Annotated in this window: 26 protein-coding genes; 17 read left to right on the plus strand and 9 right to left on the minus strand. The window is 69.2% G+C overall.

Annotation, left to right across the window (positions count from 1 at the left end; translation table 11 throughout):
- Nucleotides 1-44: 44 nt before the first annotated feature.
- Entirely contained in the window at nt 45-1,256 is a 1,212-nt protein-coding gene (locus tag ABTV10_RS24150) for a cytochrome P450 (RefSeq protein WP_499031197.1), read from the plus strand.
- A gap of 21 nt (nt 1,257-1,277) precedes the next feature.
- Here the strand turns inward: ABTV10_RS24150 and ABTV10_RS24155 are convergent, their stop codons facing one another.
- Nucleotides 1,278-1,874 carry a TetR/AcrR family transcriptional regulator gene (locus tag ABTV10_RS24155; RefSeq protein WP_499031199.1) on the minus strand — a complete coding sequence of 199 codons (597 nt, stop codon included), beginning with the start codon at nt 1,872-1,874 and terminating at the stop codon, nt 1,278-1,280.
- A 194-nt stretch (nt 1,875-2,068) separates the two neighbouring features.
- On the opposite strand from ABTV10_RS24155, the gene ABTV10_RS24160 reads away from it, so the two are divergent.
- The 9 genes from ABTV10_RS24160 (at nt 2,069) to ABTV10_RS24200 (ending at nt 10,625) form a co-directional block, all read left to right on the plus strand.
- On the plus strand, nt 2,069-3,256 hold the full coding sequence (locus tag ABTV10_RS24160; protein ID WP_499031201.1) for a phosphotransferase family protein: 1,188 nt from the start codon (nt 2,069-2,071) through the stop codon (nt 3,254-3,256).
- On the plus strand, nt 3,256-4,416 hold the full coding sequence (locus ABTV10_RS24165) for an Rv3169 family protein (RefSeq protein WP_499031203.1): 1,161 nt from the start codon (nt 3,256-3,258) through the stop codon (nt 4,414-4,416). Before ABTV10_RS24160 ends, ABTV10_RS24165 begins: the two co-directional genes overlap by 1 nt.
- A gap of 36 nt (nt 4,417-4,452) precedes the next feature.
- Nucleotides 4,453-5,544: a tyrosine-protein phosphatase gene (locus ABTV10_RS24170; RefSeq protein WP_499031206.1), complete on the plus strand. Its 1,092-nt coding sequence runs from the start codon at nt 4,453-4,455 to the stop codon at nt 5,542-5,544.
- 162 nt (nt 5,545-5,706) lie between these two features.
- Entirely contained in the window at nt 5,707-6,309 is a 603-nt protein-coding gene (locus tag ABTV10_RS24175; protein ID WP_499031208.1) for a TetR/AcrR family transcriptional regulator, read from the plus strand.
- Entirely contained in the window at nt 6,306-7,550 is a 1,245-nt protein-coding gene (locus tag ABTV10_RS24180) for a DUF418 domain-containing protein (RefSeq protein WP_499031210.1), read from the plus strand. The genes ABTV10_RS24175 and ABTV10_RS24180 overlap by 4 nt, the downstream gene beginning before the upstream one ends.
- A gap of 47 nt (nt 7,551-7,597) precedes the next feature.
- Nucleotides 7,598-8,005 (plus strand): VOC family protein, encoded by a 408-nt coding sequence (locus tag ABTV10_RS24185; RefSeq protein ID WP_499031212.1) that lies wholly within the window; start codon nt 7,598-7,600, stop codon nt 8,003-8,005.
- A gap of 97 nt (nt 8,006-8,102) precedes the next feature.
- Entirely contained in the window at nt 8,103-8,837 is a 735-nt protein-coding gene (locus ABTV10_RS24190) for a polyprenol monophosphomannose synthase (RefSeq protein WP_433608347.1), read from the plus strand.
- Nucleotides 8,838-8,909: 72 nt separating this feature from the next.
- On the plus strand, nt 8,910-10,115 hold the full coding sequence (locus tag ABTV10_RS24195; protein ID WP_499031215.1) for an enhanced intracellular survival protein Eis: 1,206 nt from the start codon (nt 8,910-8,912) through the stop codon (nt 10,113-10,115).
- 105 nt (nt 10,116-10,220) lie between these two features.
- Nucleotides 10,221-10,625: a hypothetical protein gene (locus ABTV10_RS24200; RefSeq protein ID WP_499031218.1), complete on the plus strand. Its 405-nt coding sequence runs from the start codon at nt 10,221-10,223 to the stop codon at nt 10,623-10,625.
- Nucleotides 10,626-10,627: 2 nt separating this feature from the next.
- Here ABTV10_RS24200 and ABTV10_RS24205 read toward each other — a convergent pair whose 3' ends face one another.
- Entirely contained in the window at nt 10,628-11,167 is a 540-nt protein-coding gene (locus ABTV10_RS24205; RefSeq protein ID WP_499031221.1) for a helix-turn-helix domain-containing protein, read from the minus strand.
- A gap of 163 nt (nt 11,168-11,330) precedes the next feature.
- Here ABTV10_RS24205 and ABTV10_RS24210 point away from each other — a divergent pair, with 163 nt between their 5' ends.
- Both ABTV10_RS24210 and ABTV10_RS24215 read left to right on the plus strand, forming a co-directional pair.
- Entirely contained in the window at nt 11,331-12,116 is a 786-nt protein-coding gene (locus tag ABTV10_RS24210) for an aldolase (protein ID WP_499031223.1), read from the plus strand.
- A 29-nt stretch (nt 12,117-12,145) separates the two neighbouring features.
- Entirely contained in the window at nt 12,146-13,024 is an 879-nt protein-coding gene (locus ABTV10_RS24215) for a dihydrodipicolinate synthase family protein (RefSeq protein ID WP_499031226.1), read from the plus strand.
- Between the two features lie 83 nt (nt 13,025-13,107).
- Here ABTV10_RS24215 and ABTV10_RS24220 read toward each other — a convergent pair whose 3' ends face one another.
- The 3 genes from ABTV10_RS24220 to ABTV10_RS24230 form a co-directional block, all read right to left on the minus strand.
- On the minus strand, nt 13,108-14,616 hold the full coding sequence (locus tag ABTV10_RS24220; protein ID WP_499031229.1) for a solute symporter family protein: 1,509 nt from the start codon (nt 14,614-14,616) through the stop codon (nt 13,108-13,110).
- Between the two features lie 2 nt (nt 14,617-14,618).
- Nucleotides 14,619-15,008, minus strand: a complete 390-nt coding sequence (locus ABTV10_RS24225; RefSeq protein ID WP_499031232.1) for a DUF485 domain-containing protein — start codon at nt 15,006-15,008, stop codon at nt 14,619-14,621.
- A 125-nt stretch (nt 15,009-15,133) separates the two neighbouring features.
- Nucleotides 15,134-15,700, minus strand: a complete 567-nt coding sequence (locus ABTV10_RS24230; protein WP_433608363.1) for a MarR family winged helix-turn-helix transcriptional regulator — start codon at nt 15,698-15,700, stop codon at nt 15,134-15,136.
- A gap of 128 nt (nt 15,701-15,828) precedes the next feature.
- Here ABTV10_RS24230 and ABTV10_RS24235 point away from each other — a divergent pair, with 128 nt between their 5' ends.
- A complete protein-coding gene (locus tag ABTV10_RS24235; RefSeq protein WP_499031235.1) occupies nt 15,829-16,791 on the plus strand; it encodes an MBL fold metallo-hydrolase in 963 nt (320 codons plus the stop codon).
- A gap of 27 nt (nt 16,792-16,818) precedes the next feature.
- A complete protein-coding gene (locus ABTV10_RS24240) occupies nt 16,819-18,450 on the plus strand; it encodes an FAD-dependent monooxygenase (protein WP_499031238.1) in 1,632 nt (543 codons plus the stop codon).
- Nucleotide 18,451: 1 nt separating this feature from the next.
- Here ABTV10_RS24240 and ABTV10_RS24245 read toward each other — a convergent pair whose 3' ends face one another.
- Nucleotides 18,452-19,315: a LysR family transcriptional regulator gene (locus tag ABTV10_RS24245; protein WP_499031241.1), complete on the minus strand. Its 864-nt coding sequence runs from the start codon at nt 19,313-19,315 to the stop codon at nt 18,452-18,454.
- Nucleotides 19,316-19,394: 79 nt separating this feature from the next.
- Between ABTV10_RS24245 and ABTV10_RS24250 the strand changes: the two genes are divergently transcribed.
- Nucleotides 19,395-20,567, plus strand: a complete 1,173-nt coding sequence (locus ABTV10_RS24250; protein ID WP_499031243.1) for a YbfB/YjiJ family MFS transporter — start codon at nt 19,395-19,397, stop codon at nt 20,565-20,567.
- A gap of 15 nt (nt 20,568-20,582) precedes the next feature.
- Here ABTV10_RS24250 and ABTV10_RS24255 read toward each other — a convergent pair whose 3' ends face one another.
- Nucleotides 20,583-21,221 (minus strand): TetR/AcrR family transcriptional regulator, encoded by a 639-nt coding sequence (locus ABTV10_RS24255; RefSeq protein ID WP_499031246.1) that lies wholly within the window; start codon nt 21,219-21,221, stop codon nt 20,583-20,585.
- 13 nt (nt 21,222-21,234) lie between these two features.
- Between ABTV10_RS24255 and ABTV10_RS24260 the strand changes: the two genes are divergently transcribed.
- The gene (locus tag ABTV10_RS24260; protein ID WP_499031248.1) at nt 21,235-21,837 is read left to right on the plus strand and encodes an LOG family protein; all 603 of its coding nucleotides are present in this window, start codon (nt 21,235-21,237) and stop codon (nt 21,835-21,837) included.
- Nucleotides 21,834-22,280: an NUDIX domain-containing protein gene (locus tag ABTV10_RS24265; protein ID WP_499031251.1), complete on the plus strand. Its 447-nt coding sequence runs from the start codon at nt 21,834-21,836 to the stop codon at nt 22,278-22,280. Before ABTV10_RS24260 ends, ABTV10_RS24265 begins: the two co-directional genes overlap by 4 nt.
- Here ABTV10_RS24265 and ABTV10_RS24270 read toward each other — a convergent pair.
- Both ABTV10_RS24270 and ABTV10_RS24275 read right to left on the minus strand, forming a co-directional pair.
- The gene (locus ABTV10_RS24270) at nt 22,267-23,877 is read right to left on the minus strand and encodes a long-chain fatty acid--CoA ligase (RefSeq protein WP_499031254.1); all 1,611 of its coding nucleotides are present in this window, start codon (nt 23,875-23,877) and stop codon (nt 22,267-22,269) included. The genes ABTV10_RS24265 and ABTV10_RS24270 overlap by 14 nt on opposite strands.
- 271 nt (nt 23,878-24,148) lie before the next feature.
- Nucleotides 24,149-25,324, minus strand: a complete 1,176-nt coding sequence (locus ABTV10_RS24275) for an amidohydrolase family protein (protein ID WP_499031256.1) — start codon at nt 25,322-25,324, stop codon at nt 24,149-24,151.
- Nucleotides 25,325-25,334: the final 10 nt, after the last annotated feature.

Below are 25,334 nucleotides of genomic sequence, written 5' to 3' on the forward strand. Positions count from 1 at the left end.
GTGACACGAATATTCGTGTCGCCTCTCTCGGAAGGGTCCCGACGATGACCGCACCGCCCCTGCTCGACACCGTCGACATCGAGGGGGTCGACTTCGCGTTCCAGGACGCCCCGGAGGTCCACGCGATCCTCGAGCGTCTGCGCGCCGAGAAGCCTTACGCCGTGGTCCCGTTCGCCGGAGTCAAGGCCGTCCTGCTGCTCACCCACGACCTCGTGTCGGCCGCCTTCAAGGACGAGGAGACCTTTCCGGCCTCGGCCATCTACCCCATGACCACCGGTCCGGTGCTGGGAAAGACCTTGCAGTGCATGGCCGGCCGCGAACACCGCGTCAACCGCGCCATCGTCTCGCCCCCGTTCCGCCGCAGCAGGATCGCCTCGTACATCACGCCGATCCTCGAGCCCCTGGCACACGAGTTGATCGACCGGTTCGCCGACCGCGGCACCGCCGACCTCGTCGCCGAGTTCACCACGCGCTACCCGGTGCTGATCATCAGTCGCCTGCTCGGGCTGCCCGTCGAGGACGAGGCCACCGTGCACCGCTGGGCCCACGACCTCTTCTACTTCCCCCTCGACCCGGAGGCGGCGATGCGCGCGTCCCGGGAGTTCACCGAGCACGTCACCCCGATCCTCGCCGAACGTCGCCGCAATCCCGGCGACGACCTGATCTCGATGCTCGTCACCGAGTCGGCGGAGGGCGAGACGCTCGACGACGAGCAGATCCTGTCGTTCCTGCGACTGCTGTTCCCGGCCGGCGCCGACACCACGATGCTCGCGCTCGGCAACACCCTCTCGGCGTTGCTCACCCACCCCGATCAACTGGACCTGGTGCGCGCGGATCCGGGCGAGCAGGTCCAGTGGGCGATCTGGGAGGGCCTGCGATGGGAACCACCGGTGGGTCTGCTGCCCCGCGCGTGCCCTGAGGCGACCACCTGGAACGGGATCGAGATTCCCGCGCTCACACCGATGATCTTCTCCATCAACGCGGCGCTACGTGACCCGGCGATCCACGACGATCCGCACCGGTTCGACATCACCCGCAGAACCACATCGATGCTCGCGTTCGGGCAGGGCCCGCACAGCTGCGCGGGTAGCTGGCTCGCGCTCGCCGAACTCGACACGGCCCTGACGATCCTGCTCGATCGCCTCCCGGGTCTGCGCCTGCAGGAGGGCGCGGCCGAACAGGCGCGGGTGACGAGCCAGGTCGGCGTCGCCCTGCGCGGGCCCAAGGCTCTTCTGGTGGAGTGGGATCGCCGGTAAGGCGGCAAGATTTGCCCAGCGTCACCGCGGCAGCACGCCGTGCAGCACCAGATCGACGAGCGTCGACGACAGCCGCTCCTGGTCCTGGACGTCACGCGCGGACTGCGCGAAGATCGCCGCGCCGGCGATGACGTCGAGCAGGGTGTCCGCGTCAATTCCGTCGCGCAGTTCGCCGGCAGCGACCGCCCGCGCGATCCGGTGGCCGAGTTCCTCACGGATCACCTCGAGTTGGTCCGTGGTCAGCGCCTTCCGCAGTTCCGGGTCGCTGCGGCCCTCGCTCATCAGCCCGGGCACCGCCTCGCGCGCGGCCGGGTCGCCGAACAGCGCGACCGCACCGCGGGTGAGCCGCGCAATCTCCTCCGAGATCTCGACATCGTCGGACACTTTCTCCGACTCCATCACCGGATACACCGCGTCGTGCACGATGTGGGCCTTCGACGGCCAGCGCCGGTAGATCGTCGGCCGCCCCACACCGGCGCGGGTGGCGATCGCATCGATCGAGGTCCCGGCGTAGCCGTTCTCGATCAGCAGCTCCCTCGTCGCCTTCAGCACGGCCTCGTCGATCGCAGGATCCCGTTGCGGCCCGAGCCGGTGCTGTGCCTGCCGCTTCCTGGGCATCTAGGTGACCCCTTGCGTCGAAGTGTGATGGTCGTTACATTGTGTCACGTCATAGACGATACGCAACGTATCGACTAGCGCCCTCTGCGCCCTGAGAGTCACCGGGGACGCAACCAGAACTCGCTGTACCCGCTGTGCCGCACCGAATTTCAACGCACGTGAGGCTTCGCGCCTCCGACCGTCGAAAGGTCGCCATGAGTTCCGAGAAGACAACCGGGGATCAAGACTTCTCCGAGGTGGCCCGGCCCGTAGCCTCCCGCACGGACCCTGCCGAACTGGCCACCCGCCTGCAGCGGTGGCTCGGCACCCAGCTTCCCGCGGAGGCCGAGCCCGAGGTCACCGACGTGCAGGTGCCCGCCGCGAACGGCATGTCGAACGAGACGATCCTGTTCGACGCGCTGTGGAACGAGGACGGCGACCGTCGCCACCACTACCTCGTCGCACGCATCGCCCCCGCGCCGTCGGGAGTGCCGATCTTCCCGTCGTACGACCTGGACCAGCAGTACCAGGTCATCAAGGCGGTCGGGGCGCACTCGTCGGTTCCGGTGCCGCGCGTCTACTGGTCCGAGACGTCCCCCGAGGCCCTCGGTGGCGAGTTCTTCGTCATGGAACGGCTCGACGGTCAGGTCCCACCGGACGTCATGCCCTACAACTTCGGCTCGTGGCTGTCCGAGGGTTCACCCGAGGACCGTCGCCGTCTGCAGGACACGTCGGTGCGTGTCCTCGCCGACCTGCACGCGATACCGGCCCCGGCGCAGCTGTTTCCGAGCCTGAATCCCACCCCCGGGACCGACGAGGTGACCGCCGACGCCGCCCTGCGCGCGCACGTCGACGCGCAGCGCCGCTACTACGAGTGGGCCGTCGAGACCGGCCCCCGCTCACCGCTGATCGAACGCGGCCTCGACTGGCTCGACGCCCACTGGCCTCACCCCACCGGGCCGGCCGTGCTGTGCTGGGGCGACTCGCGGATCGGGAACATCATCTACCGCGACTTCGAGCCGGTGGCGGTCCTCGACTGGGAGATGGCCACCCTGGGCCCGCGCGAGCTGGACCTGGGGTGGATGATCTTCATCCACCGCTTCTTCGAGGATCTCGCCGGCATGGCGGGGCTGCCCGGCCTGCCCGATTTCCTGCGCCGCGACGACGCGGTGGCGACATATCGGGACCTCACCGGATACTCGGCCACCGATCTCGACTTCTACACGCTCTACGCCGCGCTGCGGCACGCGATCATCATGTTCCGGGTGCAGAGCCGCGCCGTCGCGTTCGGTCAGGCCGAGGCCCCGGCGGACCCGGATGACATGATCCTGCACCGCAAGACGGTCGAGGACATGCTCGATGGCACCTATTGGACCCGCGTCGCCGGACGGGAGGTGGCGTGATGCTCTCCCCCATGGACGACTTCCCGGTCCACCAGATCGCCGAACCCATCCGCCACGTCGGCACCTCCGACCGCAACTTCTACGACCGCTACTACTTCAACTGCCACCCCGGCCTCGACTACGACGGCGAACCTCTGTTCCTCATCATCGGGCTGGGCCAGTACCCCAATCTCGGTGTCACCGACGGCTTCGCGGTACTGCGCCGCGGCGACGACCACATCGTGGCGCGGGCGTCGAAGGCCCTCGGCTCCGACCGCATGGACGTCACCGTCGGCCCGCTGCGCATCGAGGTGCTCGAGGGCCTGCATCGCCTGCGGGTCGTGCTCGAACCGACACCGGAGGCGCCGGACCTGTCGTTCGATCTGATCTTCGAATCCGACATCCCGGCTTCGTTGGAGGCCAGGCACTTCCACCGCCAGCTCGAGCGGGTCACGTTCGACACCCAGCGCTTCGTGCAGACGGGAAGCTGGGAGGGAACGCTGACCGTCGACGGCGAGACGATCCCCGTCACCCCGGACACCTGGCGCGGCAACCGTGACCGCTCCTGGGGCGTGCGCCCCGTCGGCGAGGCCGAACCGCCCGGGCGCCGGGCGGACCCGTCGATCGCGGGCGAGCAGAACTTCTTCTGGATCTACACGATCATGCAATTCGAGGAGTTCTCGATCGTCGCGATCATGCAGGAGGACCGCCACGGCCGCCGGATCGTCGAGGACGCCACCCGGGTGTGGACCGATCGCTCCCGCGAGCCCGAGTGGCTCGGCCGGCCGGAGCACGATCTCGCGTTCGTCTCGGGTACCCGCGAGGTCGCGGGCGCGACGCTCGAGTTCCACCGCCCCGGCGGCTACGGCAAGCCCGACGAGATCCTGACCGTCACTTGCGAACCGGTTCTCCCCCACTACCTCGGCGTGGGTACCGGCTACGGACTCGAACAGGACTGGCGGCACGGCATGTGGCAGGGCGAGCTGGTCGTCCAGGGCCTGCGCGAGAAGGTCGCCGACATCGAACCGTGGAAGAAACTCTTCTGCCCCGTCGACAACCTCGCCCGCTTCACCCTCGTCGAGGACGGCCAGACGCACATCGGCTCCGGCCTTCTCGAGGTCGGAATCATCGGCCCGTGTGACCGCTACGGCTTCACCGGCGCCGCCGATGTCGCGCCCTGACACCCCCACAGCTCCACACAACGAAAGGAACCCGTTATGAAGGCTGGCTCCAGCCCGTTACGCGTGCGGACCACGCGGTCCGCCACGGCTCTGCTTCTCGCCGGTGGAATGTTCCTCTCCGGCAACATGATCGCGTCCGCGCAGGACACGACCACGCCTCCCACCACCACCCCGGATCCGACCACCACCACTCCAGCGCCCACGCTGCAAATCCCTGCGGAGTTGCTGGGATCCCTCGGCTCCCTCCCAGGCGCGACCACCACTCCGAACCCGACGACCACCGCATCGCCCGGGCCGCAACTCCCTGGGGGGGCGCTGGGATCCCTCGGCTCCGGCTCGGCCGACGTGCACCTCGACCCGACACCGCGACTGGCGTCCATCCCCAACTTCCGGGACGTCGCCGGCAGCGAGGGCGGCGGCTACGAGGGCCTCGCCGGCCGGCACCTGAAGCGTGGTGTGATCTACCGCTCCGACGATCTGGCGTCCGCCAGCGACGAGGACCTCGCGACCCTGTCGTCGCTGAACATCAAGCACATCTACGACCTGCGCGGCGAGACCGAGATCTCGAACCCGATGGTCGGTGGGCCCGACAAGATTCCGGCCGGGGCGGACTACAAGCACATCCCGATCGAGTTCGGCGACCTGATCGCGCTCGCGCAGTCGATCCAGTCGCCCGAAGAGGGCCGGCAGTTCATGATCGACGCCAACCGCAGCTTCGTCAGCGATCCGGCGAAGCGTGAGGGCTTCAAGCAGTTGCTCACCGAGATCGCGAACAGCGACGGCCCGGTGCTGTTCCACTGCAGCGCCGGCAAGGACCGCACCGGCTGGATCGCAGCGCTCCTGCTGACCATCGGCGGCGTGCAGCAGCAGGCTGTCTACGACGACTACCTGCTCAGCAACACCTACCTGGCCGAGTCGAACGCCGCCACGCTGGCCCAGATCCGGGCCGCGCTCGGCGACCAGGCCGCGCTGAACCTCGAGCCCGTCCTGGCCGTCGACAAGAGCTACCTCGAGGCCGCGTTCGAGCAGATGCGCGCCGACTACGGTGGCCCGGTCGCCTACCTGGCCGACGGCCTGGGCCTCGAGCAGATGACCATCGCGAAGCTGGCGAAGAAGCTCAACTTCTGACGAGCTCGCCCCCAAGCACCCGGGCGGTCCTGACCCCGACCAGGACCGCCCGGGTTTTCTTCTGCACGGACCGGGTTGTTCCGTATGTTGCCCTCGGTGGACACTCGAGTTATTAATTAAGTGACTGCTCAATTAATCGATTCGGACCACGGGAGTGTGCGCATGCGGACCGTCGACGAGGCTGCACGTGAGGCCAAGAGAACCGAACTGCTCGACGCAGCGGCCCGCTGCTTCGCCGAGCGCGGGTACCACGCGACGCGCACCGCGGACATCTGCGCGTTGGCGGGCATGAGTTCCGGCAACCTCTTCCACTACTTCCCGACCAAGCAGGCCGTGCTGCTGGCACTGATCGAGCGGGACGGCGCCGAGACCGCGTCGTCCGTTGCGGAACTCGCCGCCGCGGACGACCCGTTCGGCGCCTTGCTGCTCCTGCTCGACGACGTCTGCCGCCTCGCGGCCGATTCCACGTATTCCGGGTTGGCGTTGGAGATCTCGGCGCTCGCCCATCGCGACGACGACGTCGCGGTGCGGTTCAAGGCAAACGACCTGAGCTTCCGGCGGGGGCTCGAGCATCTGCTCGAACGCGCCGCGGCGGCCCGCCAACTCGACACCGAGCTGACCGCCGCGGACGCGGCCACCTGGATCGCCGCGCTCGTCGACGGCATGTTCGCCCGCGTCGCGGCCGATCCGACCTTCCGGCCCGAGACCCAGTCGGCGGTGCTTCGCCGCATCGTCAGCCAGCTTCTCCGGGGCGCGGCGTCGTGACCGGGACGACGTCGCCGGCGCCGGAACGCGCCCGCCGGCTGCAGAATGTCGACGCGCTGCGCGGGTTCGCCCTGTTCGGCATCCTGGCGGTCAACATCTGGGCCTTCGCGGACCCGTACTACGCGTCGACCGAGACGAACCCGGGCTTCGACTCCGGGGTCGACCACGCCGTGCGGTTCGTGGTCTCGCTGCTGTTCGAGACCAAGTTCTATCTGCTGTTCTCGTTCCTCTTCGGCTACAGCTTCACGCTGCAGATGGCCGCGGCGGAGCGGGCGGGGCGCGGGTTCGTTCCGCGCATGCTGCGTCGGCAGGGCGCGCTGCTGGTCATCGGGCTGCTGCACGGCGCCGCCCTGTACTACGGCGAGATCCTCTCCACGTATGCGCTGCTCGGGCTAGTCCTCCTGGCCTGCCGGAACGTCTCGCCGACGACCGCGCTCCGGTTGGGGGCGGCGCTGATCGTCGCGTCGTCGGCGTTGTGGATGCTCCTCGGCCTCGCGCAACTCGCCGCCGGCGACGTCACCGGCGCGAGCGCGTCGGACGCGGCCGGCAAGCTCGCGGCGTTCCGCGGCGACGCGGCCGCGACCCTGGACTTCCATTCCGGGCACCTCCCGGACACGCTCGGCGCCCTCTGGATCCTGCAGGGGCCGAGCGCGCTGGCGATGTTCTTCTTCGGTTTCGCCGCCGGTCGGCTGCGGGTGTTCGCGGATCCCGAGCGGTACCGGGACGCGATGAAGCGTGTGCTGGTATTCGGCCTTCCGATCGGCCTGCTCGGTGCCGCCGCGTACGCCCTCGCCGCCGCGTACGCACCGGGCGGCGGACTGGAGACGGTCGCGTTCGGATTCGGGCAGCTGACGGCGCCCGCACTCACCGCGACGTACGTGGTGGCGGCGCTGCTGCTGTTCCGGACCGCCGTCGGCCGCCGGGTCGAGACCGCGCTGGCGCCGATGGGCAAGGCGGCGCTGACCAACTACCTGGTGCAGTCGCTTCTGCTCGGTGTCCTGTTCACGGGCTACGGCCTCGGTCTGGTCGATCGGCTCCCGCCGCTCGCGGTGATCGCCGTCGTCCCGGTCGTGTTCGCCGCCCAGATGGCCGCCAGCCGCCTCTGGATGCGCGGGCATCCGTACGGCCCCGCCGAGTGGGTGCTGCGGGCGGTGACCCTCGCCGACGTACCGCCGTGGCGGTCCCCCCGAACCGCCCCGACGCCCAGTGATCGGCGGTACCGTCGAGACAGCGAAGAGTAGTTCCGCGTCACCGATCGACAGATTCCGGACGACCCTAGGAGCATCCCGTGGCCTCTCGCCTCAATCCCTACATCAGCTTCGCCGGCAATGCCCGCGAGGCGATGGAGTTCTACAAGAGCGTCTTCGGCGGCACCCTGAACATGAGCACCTTCGGCGAGTTCGGCTCGCCCGACGACGGTGACAAGATCATGCACGCGATGCTCGAGACCGACAGCGGCTTCACGATCATGGGTGCGGACACACCGCCCGGCATGGAACACAAGGTCGGCACCGACATGGCCGTGAGCCTCAGCGGCGACGACGCCGACGAACTCCGCGGCTACTGGGACCAGCTGTCCTCGTCGGGCACCGTCCAGGTGCCCCTCGAGAAGCAGATGTGGGGCGACGTGTTCGGGGCCTGTGCCGACCGGTTCGGCGTCTCGTGGATGGTGAACATCGCCCAGCAGCCGACGTGAACACCCCGAGAACACCCAGGTAAGTTGCCTTCGCCTGCATTCATGACCACACTCGCCTTTGCGGGAGACGACACCGTGTGATCACCAGGAAGGCACCATGGACACCAGTTCGCCGAAGACGACCGTCGTTGTACCCACGTACAACGAACGCGACAATCTGCCGAAACTCGTCGAGCGGCTGGCGGCGTTGGAGGTACCGAACCTGCACCTGCTGGTGGTCGACGACAACTCCCCCGACGGCACCGGCGAGGTCGCCGAGAAGCTGGCGATCGAGGGGGCGATCCCCATCCGGGTGCTGCACCGCACCGTCAAGGACGGCCTCGGACGCGCCTACGTCGCCGGCATGACGCGCGCGCTCGAGGACGGCGCCGACATCGTCATCCAGATGGACGCCGACCTCTCGCACCCAGCCGAGGTCATCCCGACGATGATCCGCACCCTCACCACCACCGACGCCGCCGTCGTGCTCGGCTCCCGGTACGTCCCGGGCGGCGCGGTCGCGAGCGACTGGCCGTGGCACCGCAAGGCGCTGTCGGCGTGGGCCAACTTCTACGTCAACGCGATCCTGCGGCTCGGTGTGAAGGACGCGACCGCGGGGTTCAAGGCGTGGCACGCGCGCACCCTCGAGGCGATCGACGTCGCGTCGATCCACAGCAACGGCTACTCGTTCCAGGTGGAGATGAACTACCGGACCACGAGCCGCGGCATGCGGATCGCCGAGGTCCCGATCCGCTTCGAGGAGCGCACCGACGGCGTGTCGAAGATGAGCCTGGCCGTCCAGCTCGAGTCGGCCCTGGTGCCGTGGAAGTTGCGGTTCGGCAAGAAGCGCTGAGCCGCGCCGTCGTCGAGCGGCCGCCGAAAAATCGCGGGCGTTTTGCACCGATTGCTGCCACCATCGGCAAGCATGACGTCCGCAGCAGGTATCCAGGTCCGCACCGCCACCGACAGTGATTGGCCGGCGATCGAGCTCCTCGACTCGGTCGCGTTCGGCTACCACCCCGCCGACGACGATCGGGCACTCGGTAGAGCACTGATGCGGCCCGAGGATGTCGTGCTCGCCTCCGAGGACGGCGTCCCGATCGGGGTGGCGGCGCACCTGCCGCTCGACATCACCGTGCCCGGTGGACGGCAGCTGCCGACGCGGGGCGTCACCTGGGTGTCGGTGGCTCCGACGCATCGCCGTCGTGGCGTGCTGCGGGCGATGTTCGCGCGTCTGCACCGGGAGATCGCCGCCACCGGCGTGCCCCTGGCCGCCCTGACCGCGAGCGAGGCCGGCATCTACGGCCGGTTCGGATACGGCGCGGCGACGGTCGCGTCCGACGTGACCTTCGACCGCCGCTTCGCCAGGTTCCGCCATGACGCCCCGGACCCGGGCGGGGTTCGCGTGGTCGACGCGGAATCCGCCGCGCGAGACCTGCCCGCGATCTACGACCGCTGGCGCCGCATCACCCCGGGAGCGCAGGCACGACCGAAAGCCCACTGGGACTTCACCTTCGCCGATCCGGAGGCCAACCGTGACGGGGGATCGGCCTTGTTCTTCCTGCTCCACGCAGACGGGTACGCGATGTTCCGGCGCCGCGGCGAGGACGACACGAGGACGGCGGTCGTCGAGGAACTGGTGGCGGTGACGGACGGTGCCCACGCGGCGCTGTGGCGCGCGCTGTGCGGTCTGGATTTGATGACCCACGTCGAGGCGAGCGTGCACGCCGACGATCCACTGCGCCTGATGCTCACCGACTCTCGACTGGTGCGCACCACCCGCGTCGCCGACGACCTGTGGCTCCGAATCATGGACGTACCCGCGGCCCTGGAGGCCCGCACGTACGCCGTCGACCTCGACACCGTCGTCGAGGTCCACGACCCGTATCTCGACGCCGGAGGCACCTTCGCGCTGACGGTGCGCGACGGACGTGCGCAGTGCCGACGCACCGACGCATCACCCCGCGTCGCGCTCGATCTCGACGTGTTGAGCGGTCTGTATCTCGGGACCCACCGCGTCCGCCCGTTCGCCGCCGCGGGACGGGCACAAGCGAAGTCGGACGGAGATCTGGCCCTGCTCGACGCGGCGTTCGCCTCGGATCGTCCGGCGGTGCTCGGGTGGGGTTTCTGACCGGAACCTCGCCCGATCGGGGCCGAAAACGAGCGCCGCGGGCACGGGTGCCGATAGTGTGGCGGCCTCGGACGATTCACCGCCGTCGACACGAAGGGGATCCGAATGAGCTTCCCTCGCAAGACCGTCACCGTGGCCGCCCTGGCCGGGGCCACCTGCCTGGCCTTCGCGCCGAGCGCCTCCGCCGCGACCTATCAGGTCACCGCGGTCGCACCGATCGGCACCGTGTACGCCAACACGATCACGACCCTCGCGGTGGGCGTCGCGCCCACACCGGTCGGCGCCGACGCCACCTCCCCGGTGCTGCTCGAGATCACCGAACCCGACGGCGACCACCAGTCGGCCACGGTGCCGCTGACGCTGGGCGGCGCCACGGTGGCCACGCGGGTACACGAGGCCGGCCGGTACACGGCCGTGTTCACCTTCACGCCGCCCGTAGGCGAGTCCGCCTCGGCGACAATGCAGTTCGACGTCCTGCCGTCACCGTTCGGGACCGGTAGCGCGTCGTAGTCCTACCCGCGCTTGGCCGCGGGGTCGTCGTAGACGACGACCACCGCCTCGGCCGGCTCGTCGCCGAGCGCCCGCATGCGATGCGGGACGGTCGCGTCGAAGTAGACTGAGTCGCCCGCAGCCAGCGCCGTGGTGCGGCCGTCGAAATCGATCTCGACGGCACCGACGTGCACGAACACGAACTCCTGGCCGGGATGCTCCCGGTAGCCCTCGTCGCCGTACTCGGCCCCCGGGCGGACGACGAACGGTGTCATCACCTTGCCGAGCATCGCCGATGCGACGGGGCGGTAGCGGTCGTCGCCGCCGGATTCACGTTCCCCGGCGCGCTCGATCGTCACCTTCTCCTCGATGCCCGCGGCCGAGAACAGCCGGCTCACGTCGACGTCGAGCGCACGCGAGATGCTCAGCGCCGCGGCGATCGACGGCGTGCTGCGGCCCCGTTCCACCTTCGAGAGGTAGCTCCGGGTGAGGCCCGTGCGCTCGGCCAGCGCCTCGAGCGTGAGCCCCTGCTGTGTGCGGATCGTGCGCACCAGTGCCGTCATCAATCTCCTCCGAAAGGGCCGCGGAACACGCCTTTCCCGTCGAGGCGGCCGCCGCGCCCACGGTAACACCCTGTGCCCCGACCATGAATCCCCGTTGCCTTTAGGACACCTTGTGTCCTATCGTCTCCACAGTGTCCTTTCGCCGATCGCAAGGAGAGACACCATGGCCACGACACTCACCGATTCCAAGACCACGCTGATGCAACGAGCCCAGGACCAGATGTCGGTTCAGCTCGCATCCCCGGAATGGACGACTCGCGAGAAGGTCGCCCTCACGTGCCGCGCACTGTTCGACGCCGGCCACGACAGCGGACTCGCCGGACAGATCACCGCACGCGCCGAGCAGCCCGGCACCTACTACACGCAGCGCCTGGGCCTCGGCTTCGACGAGATCACCGCCGGCAACCTCCTGCTCGTCGACGAGGACCTCCAGGTCCGCGAAGGATCTGGAATGGCGAACCCGGCCAACCGGTTCCACAGCTGGATCTACCGCGCCCGCCCCGACGTCTCGTGCATCGTCCACACCCACCCGCTCCACGTCGCGGCGCTGTCGATGCTCGAAGTGCCCCTGGCGGTCTCCCAGATGGACATCGCCCCGCTGTACGACGACTGCGCGTTCCTACCCGACTGGCCGGGAGTGCCGGTCGGCAACGAGGAAGGCGAGATCATCACTGCCGCATTGGGAGACAAGAAGGCCGTGCTGTTGGCCCACCACGGGCACGTGGTGGCCGGCGCGAGCGTCGAGGAGGCGTGCTCCCTCGCCGTCCTGATCGAGCGGGCGGCGAAGCTGCAGTTGCTCGCGATGTCGGCGGGCACCATCGCCGAGCTGCCCGAGCGCCTGGCCCGCGAGGCCCACGACTGGACGCTCACCCCCAAGCGCAGCGAGGCCAACTTCGCGTACTACGCGCGGCGCGCGCTCGTCCGGCACCCGGACGCACTCGACTCCTGACCCCTCGACAGCACCCGGAGGTACCCCGCATGTCCCCCCTGATCGAAGGCATTGTCGCCTACCCCGTCACGCCGTTCACCGAGTCCGACACTGTCGACACCACTCGGCTCCACGCACTGGTCGACACCCTCGTCGCGAGTGGCGTCCACGCGATCGCGCCACTCGGCAGTACCGGCGAGTCCGCGTACCTCGACGACCGCGAGTGGAACACGGTGGTGGACGCGACGGTCGCCGCGGTGAACGGTCGCGTTCCCGTCGTCGTCGGCGCGTCGGATCTGACCACCGCCAACACGATTCGCCGCGCCCGCTACGCCGAGCAGGCCGGCGCCGACTCGGTGATGGTCCTGCCCGTCTCGTACTGGAAGCTGTCCGAGCGCGAGATCGCGACGCACTACGCAGCGGTCGCGGGCTCGATCGGCATTCCCGTCATGGTGTACAACAACCCCGCCACGAGCGGGATCGACATGTCGCCCGAGCTGCTCTTCGAGCTGTTCCGCATCATCGAGAACGTCACGATGGTGAAGGAGTCGACGGGCGACATCACCCGCATGCACCGCCTCACCGAGCTGAGCGGTGGCGAGCTGCCGTTCTTCAACGGCAGCAATCCGCTGGTGCTGAAGGCGCTCCAGGCGGGAGCATCCGGATGGTGCACCGCCGCACCGTGTCTGAGACCACAGGCATGTATCGACCTGTTGACGGCGGTCCGGTCGGGACAGCTCGACACGGCCCAGGAGATCTACGACGACCTGGCACCGCTGCTCGAGTTCATCGTCGCGGGCGGGCTGCCCACCACGGTCAAGGCGGGACTGGATCTGCTGGGGCGCGGCGTCGGCTACCCGCGCGGGCCGCTGCTACCGCTCGACGACGACGACCGCGCGGTGCTGTCCCGGCTCCTGCACACGGCCTGAGGCTGCGCGACAGACAAAAACGCGGACGCTCCACGGGATTTCCCCGCAGAGCGTCCGCGTGCTGTGGACCGTATGCCCGAGCGTCAGCGACCGATGAGGGCGCGCCGTTCGATCTCCGCGAAGTCCGTGCCGGCGGCGTCGGGACGGCCGCGGCCGACGAGCGAACCGATGTACGCGAACAGGAAGCCGGCGGGCACCGACACCAGGGCCGGGATGGTGAGCGGGAAGATCGGATCGATGCCGTGCACCAGCCCTGTGGGCCCGAGGATGTTCGGGCTGATCGCGACCAGCCCGAGGCTGACGATCAGGCCACCGACCAGCGCCCACGTGGCGCCGACCCGGTTGAAGCCCTTCCAGTAGATGCTCAGCAGCAGCACCGGCAGGCTCGTGCTGGCCGCGACGGCGAACGCAACGTTGGCGAGGAAGCCCAGGTTGAAGCCCTTGGCGCCGAGCGCGAGGAACATCGCGACGATCGCGATGCCGAGCAGCGAGAATCGCGCGACCTTCAATTGCGTTTCCGCCGAGGCGTTTCCGTTTTTGATGACGTGCGTGTAGAGGTCGTGCGCGAAGGCACCGGAGGTGGCGATCGCGACACCGGCGAGCACCGCGAGGATCGTCGCGAGCGTGATGCCGATGATGACCGCCTCGAGGACCGGACCGCCGAGCTCGCGGGCCAGCTGCACCACCGCGAGGTTGCCCTGCGGGTGCGCCTTCAAGATCTCGTCCTTGCCGATCGCGCGGAGGGCGCCGTAGCCGATGAACGGCAGCACCAGGTAGAAGATGCTGAAGATCCACAGCGCGACGACACCGGACTTGCGGGCGGCCCGCGCGTCCTTGACGGTGAGGAACCGGACCATCACGTGCGGCAGACCCATCACGCCCAGCGCGAGGGCGAGCTGCTGCGAGATGATGTCGAACGTCTTGGTGGTGGTCTGCGGGTGCGACGATGCGACCGCATCCGGAACGGCGTCGACCACGTGGAACGGGCTGGGGCCGTACTTCATCAGGACCAGGAACAGGATCAGCGCGGTGCCGCCGAGCAGCAGGCCCGTCTTGAGCACCTGCACCCACGTGGTGGCGAGCATGCCGCCGAACATCGTGTAGACGACCATGAGCAGGCCCAGCACCACGACGGCCACCCAGAACTTGATGCCGAGCAGGGCCTGCACCAGCAGACCGGCACCGACGAACTGGATCACCATGTACATCGCCGAGATGACGATCGTGGTGACGGCGAGGCACGCGCGTAGCCCCCGGCCGTCGAACCGGGCGGCGACGGCGTCGGCGAGGGTGAAGCGGCCGAGGTTGCGTAGCGGCTCGGCGATGATCAGCAGCACCAGCAGGTAGGCCAGCGGGACCGCGGTCGCCAGGTAGAAGCCGTTGAAGCCCGACAACGCGATGAGGCCGGTGATGCCGAGGAACGATGCCGCCGAGACGTAGTCACCCGAGATGGCCAGGCCATTGCCGATCGGCCCGACCTGCCCCTCGGCCACGTAGTGCGAGTCGGTGGAGGTGTTGCGCTTGGCGGCCAGATACGTGATCGCGAGCGTGACGCCGATGATGGCGACGACGATGGTGACACTCAAACCCATTGTCACTCACCGCCCTTCGGGAGGTCGAGCTCGGCCAGGTGGGCGTCGATGATCGCGTCCATGCCGCGCGCCCAGCGGACGTAGAACTGCGCGACGACGAGGATCCCGACGAAGACGCCGAAGCCGGCCCAGTAGGCCAGGCCGAGGCCGGCGAATCGACCGGACAGCACGGTGGTCGAGGTCGTCAGGACGATGAAGCCCATGAAGACGATCAGGAGCACCGCCGCCGAGACGAGCGAGACGCGGCGACGGCGACGGGCGATGTCGAGAATCGCGTCGAGTCCGGTATCGGCGGCTGACGGATCCGGCGAAGCCGGGGAATCTGGGCGCGCGGCATCGGCCGGCGACAGGCCAAGCGACATGGTCACCTCGGGGGTATGAGCGGTAGGCATGTGATCAATCCTTTGATCACTGCATGGTGGCCATACCGTAGGTGAGGGCAGTCACAAGATGCAAGAGCCCGGCCACCCACCACAGAAAACCTGCGGAAGTGGCCGGAACCGAACCCGTCGGTCCGTCAGTCCCGGGTGTGGAGCTCCCCGGACGACGCGGTCGCCAACTTCTCGAGCAGCCCGATCAGGATCGTCCGCTCGGGCTTGGTGAGCGCACTGGCCCACACCTGCTCGCGGCGGTTGTGCTCGGCATAGGTGGCGGTGATGGCCTCGACGCCGGCGTCCGTCAGCCGCAACTCGACCGCGCGACGATCCACCTCCGAGCGTCGGCGCGTCACGTAGCCGTCCCGTTCCAGCGTATTGACCAGCGCGGACACGGCAGCGCGGCTCATCCCCGACAGCTTCGCCACCCGCTTGGCCTCGCTGGGGCCGGCCAGCCACAGCATGAACAGCACGCGGAAGCCCGGCCAACTCCACCCGCCCGGACGGTGCACGGTGGACTCGAGGTCGTAGACCAGCGCGCTGGCGACACGGGTCAGTTCGAGGACGAGTTTCATCGACACCGGGTCGACCTCGGGCATCGTCCGAGTCGTCTTGCGCACCGCGAAGTCGACGAACGACAGGAAGTCGAGATCGTCGATGTTCTCGTGGTCGTCGCGGCTCGCGGCGTTCGGGCGGTCGGCGTCGGTCATGCCGGTCAGATTAGAGCCCGAAGCGGGGAGTTTCGGAGCGGATTTCGTCAAAGACTTGCATATCTCCTGTGACACGGCTTACCTTGTCCGCAATATCAATCAAAGCTTTGACTATTCGAGGTGACCTGATGGCTGAACTGTCCTTCGCCTCCTCCGCCGATCTCGGCGAGAAGGAACAGACCCTGGAGGTCCTCGCCGACGGCGTCTACGCGCTCACGGCCGAGGGCGACCCCAACCTGGGCGCGATCGAGGGCGAGGACTTCCTCGTGTGCTTCGAGGCCCTCGCGACGCCCGTCGCCGCGCAGGACTGGCTCGCCAAGCTGCGCCAGCACACCGACAAGCCGGTGCGCTACCTGGTGCTCTCGCACTACCACGCGGTGCGCGTCCTGGGCGCGTCCGCGTTCGACGCCGAGATCATCGTCGCGCACGACAACACCCGCAAGCTGATCGCAGAGCGCGGCAAGGAGGACTGGGCATCCGAGTTCGGCCGTATGCCGCGGCTGGCGAAGGGCGCCGAGTCGGTGCCCGGCCTCACGTGGCCCACCATGACGTTCTCCGACGAACTGACCATCGACCTCGGCGGTGACCGCGGCGACCTGGTGCTCAAGCACCTCGGACGCGGACACACCGAGGGCGACATCGTCGCGTGGCTGCCCCAGCAGAAGATCCTGTTCGCCGGCGACCTCGTCGAGGCGCAGGCCGCGCTCTACACCGGCGACGCCTTCCACCGCGACTGGGCCGCAGGCACTCTCGACCGCATCAAGGCGCTCGGCGCCGAGGCGCTGATCGGCGGACGCGGTGCCGTGAGCCGCGGCCGCGAGGAGGTCGACGCCGCGATCGAGCAGACCCGCCACTTCCTGAACGTGATGATCACCGAGGTCGACGCGGTGCAGCAGCGCGGCGGCACCCTCAAGGAGGCGTTCGAGGCCACCCACGCCGCCCTGTTCGAGCGCTACGGCCACTGGCCGATCTTCGAGCACTGTCTGCCGTTCGACGTCTCCCGTGTGTGGGACGAGCTCTCCGGCATCGAGCGCCCGGTGATCTGGACGGCGGAGCGCGACCGCGAGGTCTGGGCCCAGCTGCAGGGCTGAGTCGGTCGAGCATCAGGAGGATTTGCGATGGGCGTCAACCACATTCACACGGGCACCGTGGCGGTGATCGGCAACGGGCCGGTGGGCCAGACCACGGCGCTGCTGCTCGCCCGATGGGGCGTGCGGGTCGTGCTGCTCGACGGCCGGGCCGAGCGGGACCCGATCGGGTCCAAGGCCATCTGCCAGCAGCGGGACGTGCTCGAGGTGTGGGCCGCGATCGGCGTCGGGGAACAGATCGCGTCCGAGGGCGTCACGTGGGACACCGCGCGCACGTTCCACCGCGAGAACGAGCTGTTCGCACAGCAGTTCGTCGATCACGGCCAGTCGCCGTTCCCGCCCTTCGTCAACGTCTCCCAGGCACGCACCGAGGAACTGCTCGACGAGGCCATCGCCGCGCAGCCGCTCATCGAGGTGCGGTGGGGCCACGACGTCGCGCGGATCGACCAGGACGCGTCCGAGGTGCGGCTCGAGTGCGCGACCGATGCCGGGACGGTGACGGTGGCGGCCGACTACGCGGTGATGGCCACCGGTTCGCGCAGCAGCGAACTGCGCCGGCAGCTCGGCGTCGGATTCCCCGGCCGCTCGTTCGACGACAAGTTCCTCATCTGCGACATCCAGGCCGACATCCCGGGATGGGCCAGCGAGCGGCGCTTCTACTTCGACCCGGAGTGGAATCCGGGCCGGCAGGTGCTCATCCACCCGTGCCCCGACTCGACGTTCCGCATCGACTGGCAGGTGCCCGGCGACTACGACCTCGACGCCGAGGCGGAGAGCGGCGCGCTGAACACCCGGATCCGGCAGATCATCGGCGACAAGCCCTACCGGATCGTATGGAAGTCGGTGTACCGCTTCCATGCCCGACTGGCGGACCGCATGCGGGTGGGCCGGGTCCTGCTGGCCGGTGACTGCGCGCACATCGTCTCGCCGTTCGGTGCGCGCGGCCTCAACTCCGGTGTCGGTGACGCCGAGAACGCGGCGTGGAAGCTGGCGTTCGTGCTGCGCGGCTGGGCCGACCCGTCGCTGCTCGAGACCTACGACCTCGAGCGGCGGGCGGCCGCGGCGGAGAACCTGGAGGTCACGTCCGCCACGATGGACTTCCTGGTGCCGCAAACCGACGAGCAGCACGCCCGCCGCAAGGCCGTGCTCGAGGCCGCGGCGACCGATCCCGCGGCGCGGGCCGCAGTGGACTCGGGCCGTCTGGCCGAACCCTTCTGGTATGTCGACTCACCACTGACGACGCCGGATGCCCGGCGTCCGTTCACCGGCCGTCCGGACCGGGGTGTCTCACCCGCCCCGGTTCCGGGCGTGCTGGTCCCGGACGTGCCAGCGACCGTGCGTGGCCAGGACTGCGCCCGGCTGCGGGAGATCGCCCGGCACGGTGTCCTGCTGCTGCACGGCGCCGCCGTGGACCCGGCCGACATTCGGCAGATCGCGCTGGATGCGACGCACGCCCCGATCCGGCTCCACGCGCTGGCCGACGTCGACACCAGCGGACTGCTCACGGCCGCAACCAGAGCCGAGGCGAACGAGGTGTGGGTCGTCCGGCCCGACGCCCACATCGCCGCGGTGGTCGACGGCAACGACCGGCAGGCTCTCGCGGCCGCACTGCGGCGTGCCGTGGGCGCCGAGGTGACGGTCGGCGAACGACAGGTGGGCTGACTCAGCCCCGGAGGCGGTGGGCCTCGACGAGCGCGCAGTCCCGCAGGACCCGCATCAGCGGAGTCACGCGGCTCGCGACGTAGACGAGGCTCACCGCAGTGGGCACCGCGTCGACGATGTCGACGAATCTGACGTGGTGATGGTGGACGCGGCGGCGCGCGGCCACCGGCACCGCGCCGACACCCCGATCGGCCGCTACAAGCTCGAGCCACTCGTCGAAGTTGGTGCAGGTCACGATCTCTCGGTTCGGGTCTGGCTCGGTCCAGGACTCGGCTCTCGTCGTCCCGGTCAGGGTGTTGACGACCAGTGGATAGGTCCCCAGTTCGTCCCACGTGACGGCGTCCCGCGCGGCGAGGGGTGAGCGGGCGCTGACCGCGGCGATCCGTGGCTCCCAGAACAAGTGGTGTACGGCCAGCGCCCCACGGGGGACCTCCCCGCGCATCACAGCCGCATCGACGACGCCGTCGCGAAGCGCCGTCACCGGGTCGTCGCACCGCTGCAACAACACTCGCGCGCCGGAGCGTTCCTCGCACGCAGCGATCGTGTCGTGTGCCCACGGATCGGGGAGCAGCCAGCTGAATCCGAGTCGCACCGTCCGGTTTGCCTGCGCGGACGCGATCGCGGCGTCCAGATCACCGAGGACGAGTCGAATTCGCTCCGTGAACGCCCGCCCGTCCTCGGTCGGTGTCATCGACCGGGACGTCCGCTCCAGCAGCCGGGTTCCGAGCGTCGCCTCGAGTTGCTGGATCGTCCGGGTGAGCGCAGGTTGTGTGATGTTGAGCCGCTCGGCCGCCGCCGTGAAGGTCCCGGCGTCGATCACCGCGACCAGCGCCCGCAGATGCCGCAACTCGACATTCATAACCATCGAGCATAGATTCCGTCGAAGCGGCATTTCCGTGCGGCCATCGGCCACGCATAACGTCGGGGCGACGAAGGGGATCGAAGTGAACCTGCCGCTCCCGGCCGAAACATGCGCTCCGCCCCGGTACGCCCGCGCGACGGTGGTTCGCGGCGCGGCCGGCCTCGCGGCTGCGATGGGTGTCGGCCGATTCGTGTACACACCCCTGCTCCCCCTGATGCAGGAACAGACCGGGGTCTCGCACTCGGACACCGCACTCGTCGCGACCGCCAACTACCTCGGCTACTTCCTGGGCGCGATCGCGCTGGCCGTGTACCCGTCGGGAACACGCTCACGCCCCCTGTTCCACGCGTCGATCGTCGCGCTGATCGCGAGCGAACTCGTGATGATCACCGGCACCGACGTGCGCCTGTGGCTGACCACGCGCGTCGTGGCCGGCATCGCCAGCGCCGCGGTCTTCGTGTACTGCGCCACCGCGGTAGTCGGTCATCCGTCGGCCGGGGTGACGTTCACCGGCGTCGGGGCCGGCATCGCGACCTCCGGAGTTCTCGTCGCGGTGCTGGGGCCGATCACGTCGTGGAGCGTTCTGTGGGTCGTCGCCGCGGCGATCACGGCCGGCTTCGCCGCAATCGCCTGGAGCCTGCCGCCGGGGACTCCTCCACCGCGACCTTCCGGCGGCTCTCGACCGCGCACCAAGCCGTCGGCGCGGTGGTGGACCCTCGGCGCCAGCTACTTCCTGGAGGGTCTCGGTTACATCATCCTCGGGACATTCCTGGTGGCGGCGGTGTCGGCCGGCGGCGCGGCGTGGACCGGACCGGCGGCATGGGTGGTGGTGGGGCTCGCCGCGGTGCCCTCTCCCCTGCTGTGGGCAAAGGCACTACGCCGCTGGTCGGCCGAGTCGCTTCTCGCGCTCGCACTTCTGCTGCAAGCCGTCTCCGCACTCCTGCCCGCGCTGGTCGCGGGTCCGGCGGCGGCACTGGTCGCCGCGATCCTCTTCGGCGGGACGTTCATGGGCATCACCCTGCTGGCCATGGATTCGGCCCTCGGGCTGGGCATTCCGCGGGCGGCGGCGGCGTTGACCGCGATCTACGGCCTCGGCCAGATCCTCGGACCGCTCGTAGTGGCACCGATGCTGGGAGACGGGTTCCGCTCGGCGTTCCTCTGCGCCGCAGCCGTTCTCGTGGTGGCCGCCCTCCTGGCGGGCGCCACCCGACGTAGCCGAATGTCACACCGGTTCAGTCCAACCGAACGGATGTGACATTCGGTCACCTCGCTACCGGCGAGCGTCCCGTGCGACCGGCAGCAGCAGGTCGACCACTCGCTCCGCGGTGTCCGCGTCGACGCGGCCGCCGGTCACCACCTGGCGGTAGAACACCGCGCCCGCGAGCGTGTCCATGAACAGGTCGACGTCGAGATCGGCCGGCAGGTCCCCGCGCGCCACTCCCCTCTCGATCACCTCGGCACAGTTGGCGCGGCGTTCGGTGAGGAACGCGGCGCGGAAGGCCTCGAGCCCCTCGGGCGTCCTGGCCAGGTCACTGACGAGTGCCGGCATCGCGACACCGAGCGGCGAACCGGCATAGTTGCGCACGGTGCCGGTGAGCCACTCGACGAGATCGGAACGCGTGCTTCCGGTGTCGGGCACCGGCCCGGTGTCCATCAGGGTCGCGAGGGCGTCGGCGACCAGTTCGGTTTTGCCCGACCACCACCGGTACAGCGTGGTCTTGTGCACCCCGCTCGCCGCTGCGATGCGTTCGACCGTCAGCTGCGCGTACGGCGTCGCCGCGAGTTCGTCGACGACGGTCTGCAGCACGAGGTCCCGCTTGCGGGGGCCGCCTCGACCCGCTGCGGCAGTGGTTACCGTCATGCCCAGACCCTGCCACGCGGTAAAGTGCAACGCAACGTCGCGTTGCATTTCGAGGAGTGGAATGAGGATCACCGCATTCATGGGGTCGGCGACCGGGCGCGATCCCGCCCATCTCCGGACCGCCACGGACTTCGGCCGTGACCTGGCCGCGGCCGGGATCGGTCTGGTGTACGGCGGCGGGAGGGTCGGGCTGATGGGCGCGGTGGCCGACGCGGTCGTCGCCGGCGGCGGCGAGGCGATCGGGGTGATTCCGCGGCACCTCGCGGACAAGGAGATCGCCCATCCGCGCCTGACGTCCCTCGAGGTCGTCGAATCGATGCACGAGCGCAAGCAACGCATGGCCGCGCTCGCGGACGCGTTCGTGGTCCTGCCGGGCGGCGCCGGCACGCTGGACGAGTTCTTCGAAATCTGGACGTGGCAGCAGCTCGGTCTGCACACCAAGCCGGTGTTCCTGCTCGCCGCCGACGGCTTCTGGCGGCCGCTCGTCACGTTGATCGATCACCTGGTCGACACCGGATTCGTCGGCGCGCACCAGCGGGACGCACTGACGATCGCCGGCGACCTCGCCGACGTGCGCACCGCGATGACGAGCTGGGCCCCGCCGGTGCCGAAGTGGACCGCACCCGGCGGGCCGACGAGCGACACCGGCCTCGAGCGCGCATGACCGTCGAACGCCCCGTCGTCGGAGTCGGCATCGTCGTGGAACGCGCCGACGGACGAATCCTGCTGGGCCGCAGAGTCAAACCCGCCGAGCCCGAGACGTGGTGTCTACCCGGCGGCCATCTCGAGCCGGGCGAGACGATCGAGGACGCGGCCCGTCGGGAGTGCTTCGAGGAGTCCGGGATCGGTGACCCGACGGACGCCGCCGCGTACGCCGTCGTCGTGGACGCCGCCTCCGCCCGAGGCGGCGTCGTCTTCGGTGTTCACGCGCGGAGCGCCGGCGTCCCCACCGGCCCCGGTGAACCGCACATCTTCCCGGAATGGGTCTGGGCCGACCCTGCGGACCTGCCACACCCGCTGTTCCCCGCGAGCGACGCGCTGCTGCGCGCGTGGACCGGGGCAACCCCCGAGCCGGCGTGGCAGGTCCATCGCATCACAGCCGGGTGACGTCGAGGTTTCCGTCGTGGAAGTCGGCGCGCAGGCGCTTCTTGTCGAACTTGCCGACGCTGGTCTTGGGCACCTCCTGGATCACCGCCCAGTTCTCCGGCAACTGCCACTTGGCGACCTTGTCGGCCAGGAAGTCCCGCACGTCCGCGAGGGTGGCCTCGCTGCCCTCACGCAACACCACCGCGACGAGCGGGCGCTCGTCCCACCTTTCGTCCGGGATGCCGATCACCGCGGCCTCGGCGACCGCCGGGTGACCCATGACCGCGTTCTCGAGATCGACCGAGGAGATCCACTCGCCGCCGGACTTGATGATGTCCTTGGTGCGGTCCGACAGCGTCAGGTAGCCGTCGGGCGTGATGGAGCCGACGTCCCCGGTGCGCAGCCAGCCGTCGCGGAACTTGTCCGGCGCGTCCACGCCGTAGTACGACGACGTGATCCACGGGCCGCGGACCTCGAGCTCGCCGATGCTGGTGCCGTCGTGCGGCACCTTGTTGCCCTCGTCGTCGATCAGCCGCGCCTCGACGGACGCCGGGAACCGGCCCTGCATGTAGCGGTACTTCCACCGCTCCTCCCCCGTGCTGGCGGCCGGTGGACGGCCCACGGACCCGACCGGCGACGTCTCGGTCATGCCCCACGCGTGCAGGACCGACACCTGGTGGTCGTTCTCGAACGCGTGCATCAGGGCCGGCGGGACCGCGGCACCGCCGATGAGCACCTCACGCATCGAGGAAATGTCCTGCGGGTGCTGCTCGAGGTACAGGTGCAGGCCCTGCCAGATCGTCGGCACCGCCGCCGCGAACGTCGGACGCTCCGACGCGATCAGCTCCGCCAGCGGGCCGGGCTGCAGGAACCGGTCCGGCATGATCAGGGACGCACCGATCATGAACGCCGCGTACGGCATCCCCCACGACATCGCGTGGAACTGCGGCACCACCGCCAGCGCGCGGTCGCCCTCGGCCAGATTCGGGCCGTCGCTCATGCACACCTGCATCGAGTGCAGGTAGATCGAACGATGGGAGTAGACAACACCTTTCGGGTCACCGGTGGTGCCCGAGGTGTAACACATCGCGGCGGCGCTACGCTCGTCGATCTCGGGCCAGTCGAAGTCGGTGGGTTCACCGGCGATCAGCCCCTCGTAGGTGTGCACCTGGACGCCTTCGGGCGCCTCGAGCCCGGCCGCCTGGTCACCGGTGACGATGACGTGCTCCACGGTCTTCATCTGGGCCAACTGCGGGGCCAGCAGCGGGATCAGGGTCGCGTCGACGATGATCACCCGGTCCTCCGCGTGGTTGGCCACGTGGATCAACTGGTCCGGGAACAGCCGGATGTTCAGGGTGTGCAGCACCGCACCCATCGACGGCACCGCCAGGTACGCCTCGAGGTGCTCGGCGTTGTTCCACATGAACGTCGCGACCCGGTCGTCGCCCTCGACACCCAGCCCACGGAGCGCGTGCGCCAACTGCGCACACCGGCGCCCGACCTCCGCGTAGGTCCGACGACGCGGACCGGCCTCGGTCCAGGTGACGACCTCCGCGTCCGCGTGGACAGTACTTCCGTGCCGAAGCAACTGCGCGACGGAAAGAGGTAAATCATTCATCGTACTGAACATGGGCTGCTCCTGGCTCGATGCGCGCCGGTGTGGCGCGCATGTCGTGGGTGAAACTACGCCACGAAAGAGACGTGGGTCACTCAACCCCACATTCCCGGGCGTTTCGGACTAATCGGTCTAGCTCACGGCGCAGTATCCGGCGTCGGGAATCACATGCACCTCGGTCTCGGGGCGCCCGTCGAACAACAGGGTGTCCTGGAGCACATGAACGTCGTCGGCGCCGTTGATCACCAGCATCGCTCGGCGGCTGAGCCGGACGTCAGGAATCGAGCCGGTAGGTCCGGCGGGCGTTGCCACCGGCGATCATCCGCGCGACCCGCTCGGCGTCGCCGCGCGACCAACGCCCTTGCCTCGTCTCCCGCTCGAGAAGGCCGGTGAGCGCCGTCCGAAACTGGGCGGCACCGACGTGGAACAGTTCCGGAAGGCCGCAGCCGTCCGTGGAGAAGAGCACCGAACCGAACGGTGCGAGTTCGAGCAACTCCCCCAGCACGCGGGCCGCACCGTCGGGACCCACGTTCTGCACCGCGAGCCCGACGTCGACGAACACGTGGTCGAACACCTGCGCCAGGTAGGCGGCATGGCGGTGGAACGGGTAGTTGTGCAGCAACATGATCGGAACCCCGCGCCCGGCGGTGGCCCGGAGCAGCGGCGTCAGCAGCAGCGGATCGCCGTGGGCGAGATCGGCGTCGGCGTCGCCGTAGCCGACGTGGAACTGGATGGGCAGACCGACGTCCACGGCGGTCCAGATCAGGAACCGGATCAGGGTCCGGTCGGCCAACCGCGCCGGCGCCCCGGCAGCGATATCCGACGCCCACCTCACCGCCGCGGTGAAGACTGCGGCATCGGACGGGCGTTCGGGCGCCAGATCGAGCCCCACGCGGTAGGCTGCAACGGATTTGAAGGCGACCGCGGTGCGGGATGCCTCGGCCAGCCTGCTGCGGCACATGTCCGCGAACGTGCCGGCCCCGCGCACGGCAATCACCTCCTCGGCGATCGGTTCGAGCCGCACGACCTCGTGCGCGCCCGCTCCCGTGTACGCCGCCAGCTCCTCCGGCGGCGTCAACCGCTCGCGCAGAAAGCCTGTGTCCATGAAGAATTCGGATATTCCGGACGCGCGGAGCAGGCGCCGGGCCACCTCGTCGGGCCCGAGTTCGGCGCGCCGTTCGAGGTAGTCGTCCGGGCCGACGTGCGCCGGCAGATCGAGGACCGGGGCGCACAGCCGACGCACCGCCAATCCGACCTGGGTGTCGAAGAGGGTGCCGTGCCACGGTCCGGGCGCGCCGGCCTCGCACAGCAACGACTCGAAGGCCGTTCGGTCGAGGGTCTCACGCACGACACCGTGGCAGTGATGGTCGACGAGAGGCAGCGCGTCGACCATCTCCGCAACCGGATCTCCGCCCGAGTGCTGCAGCGTATCGTCTGGGAAAGGCGCCACATCCGCCATT

The organism is Paraburkholderia sp. RHO2 (genome assembly GCF_050955445.1).
Lineage (GTDB): Bacteria > Actinomycetota > Actinomycetes > Mycobacteriales > Mycobacteriaceae > Prescottella > Prescottella agglutinans_A.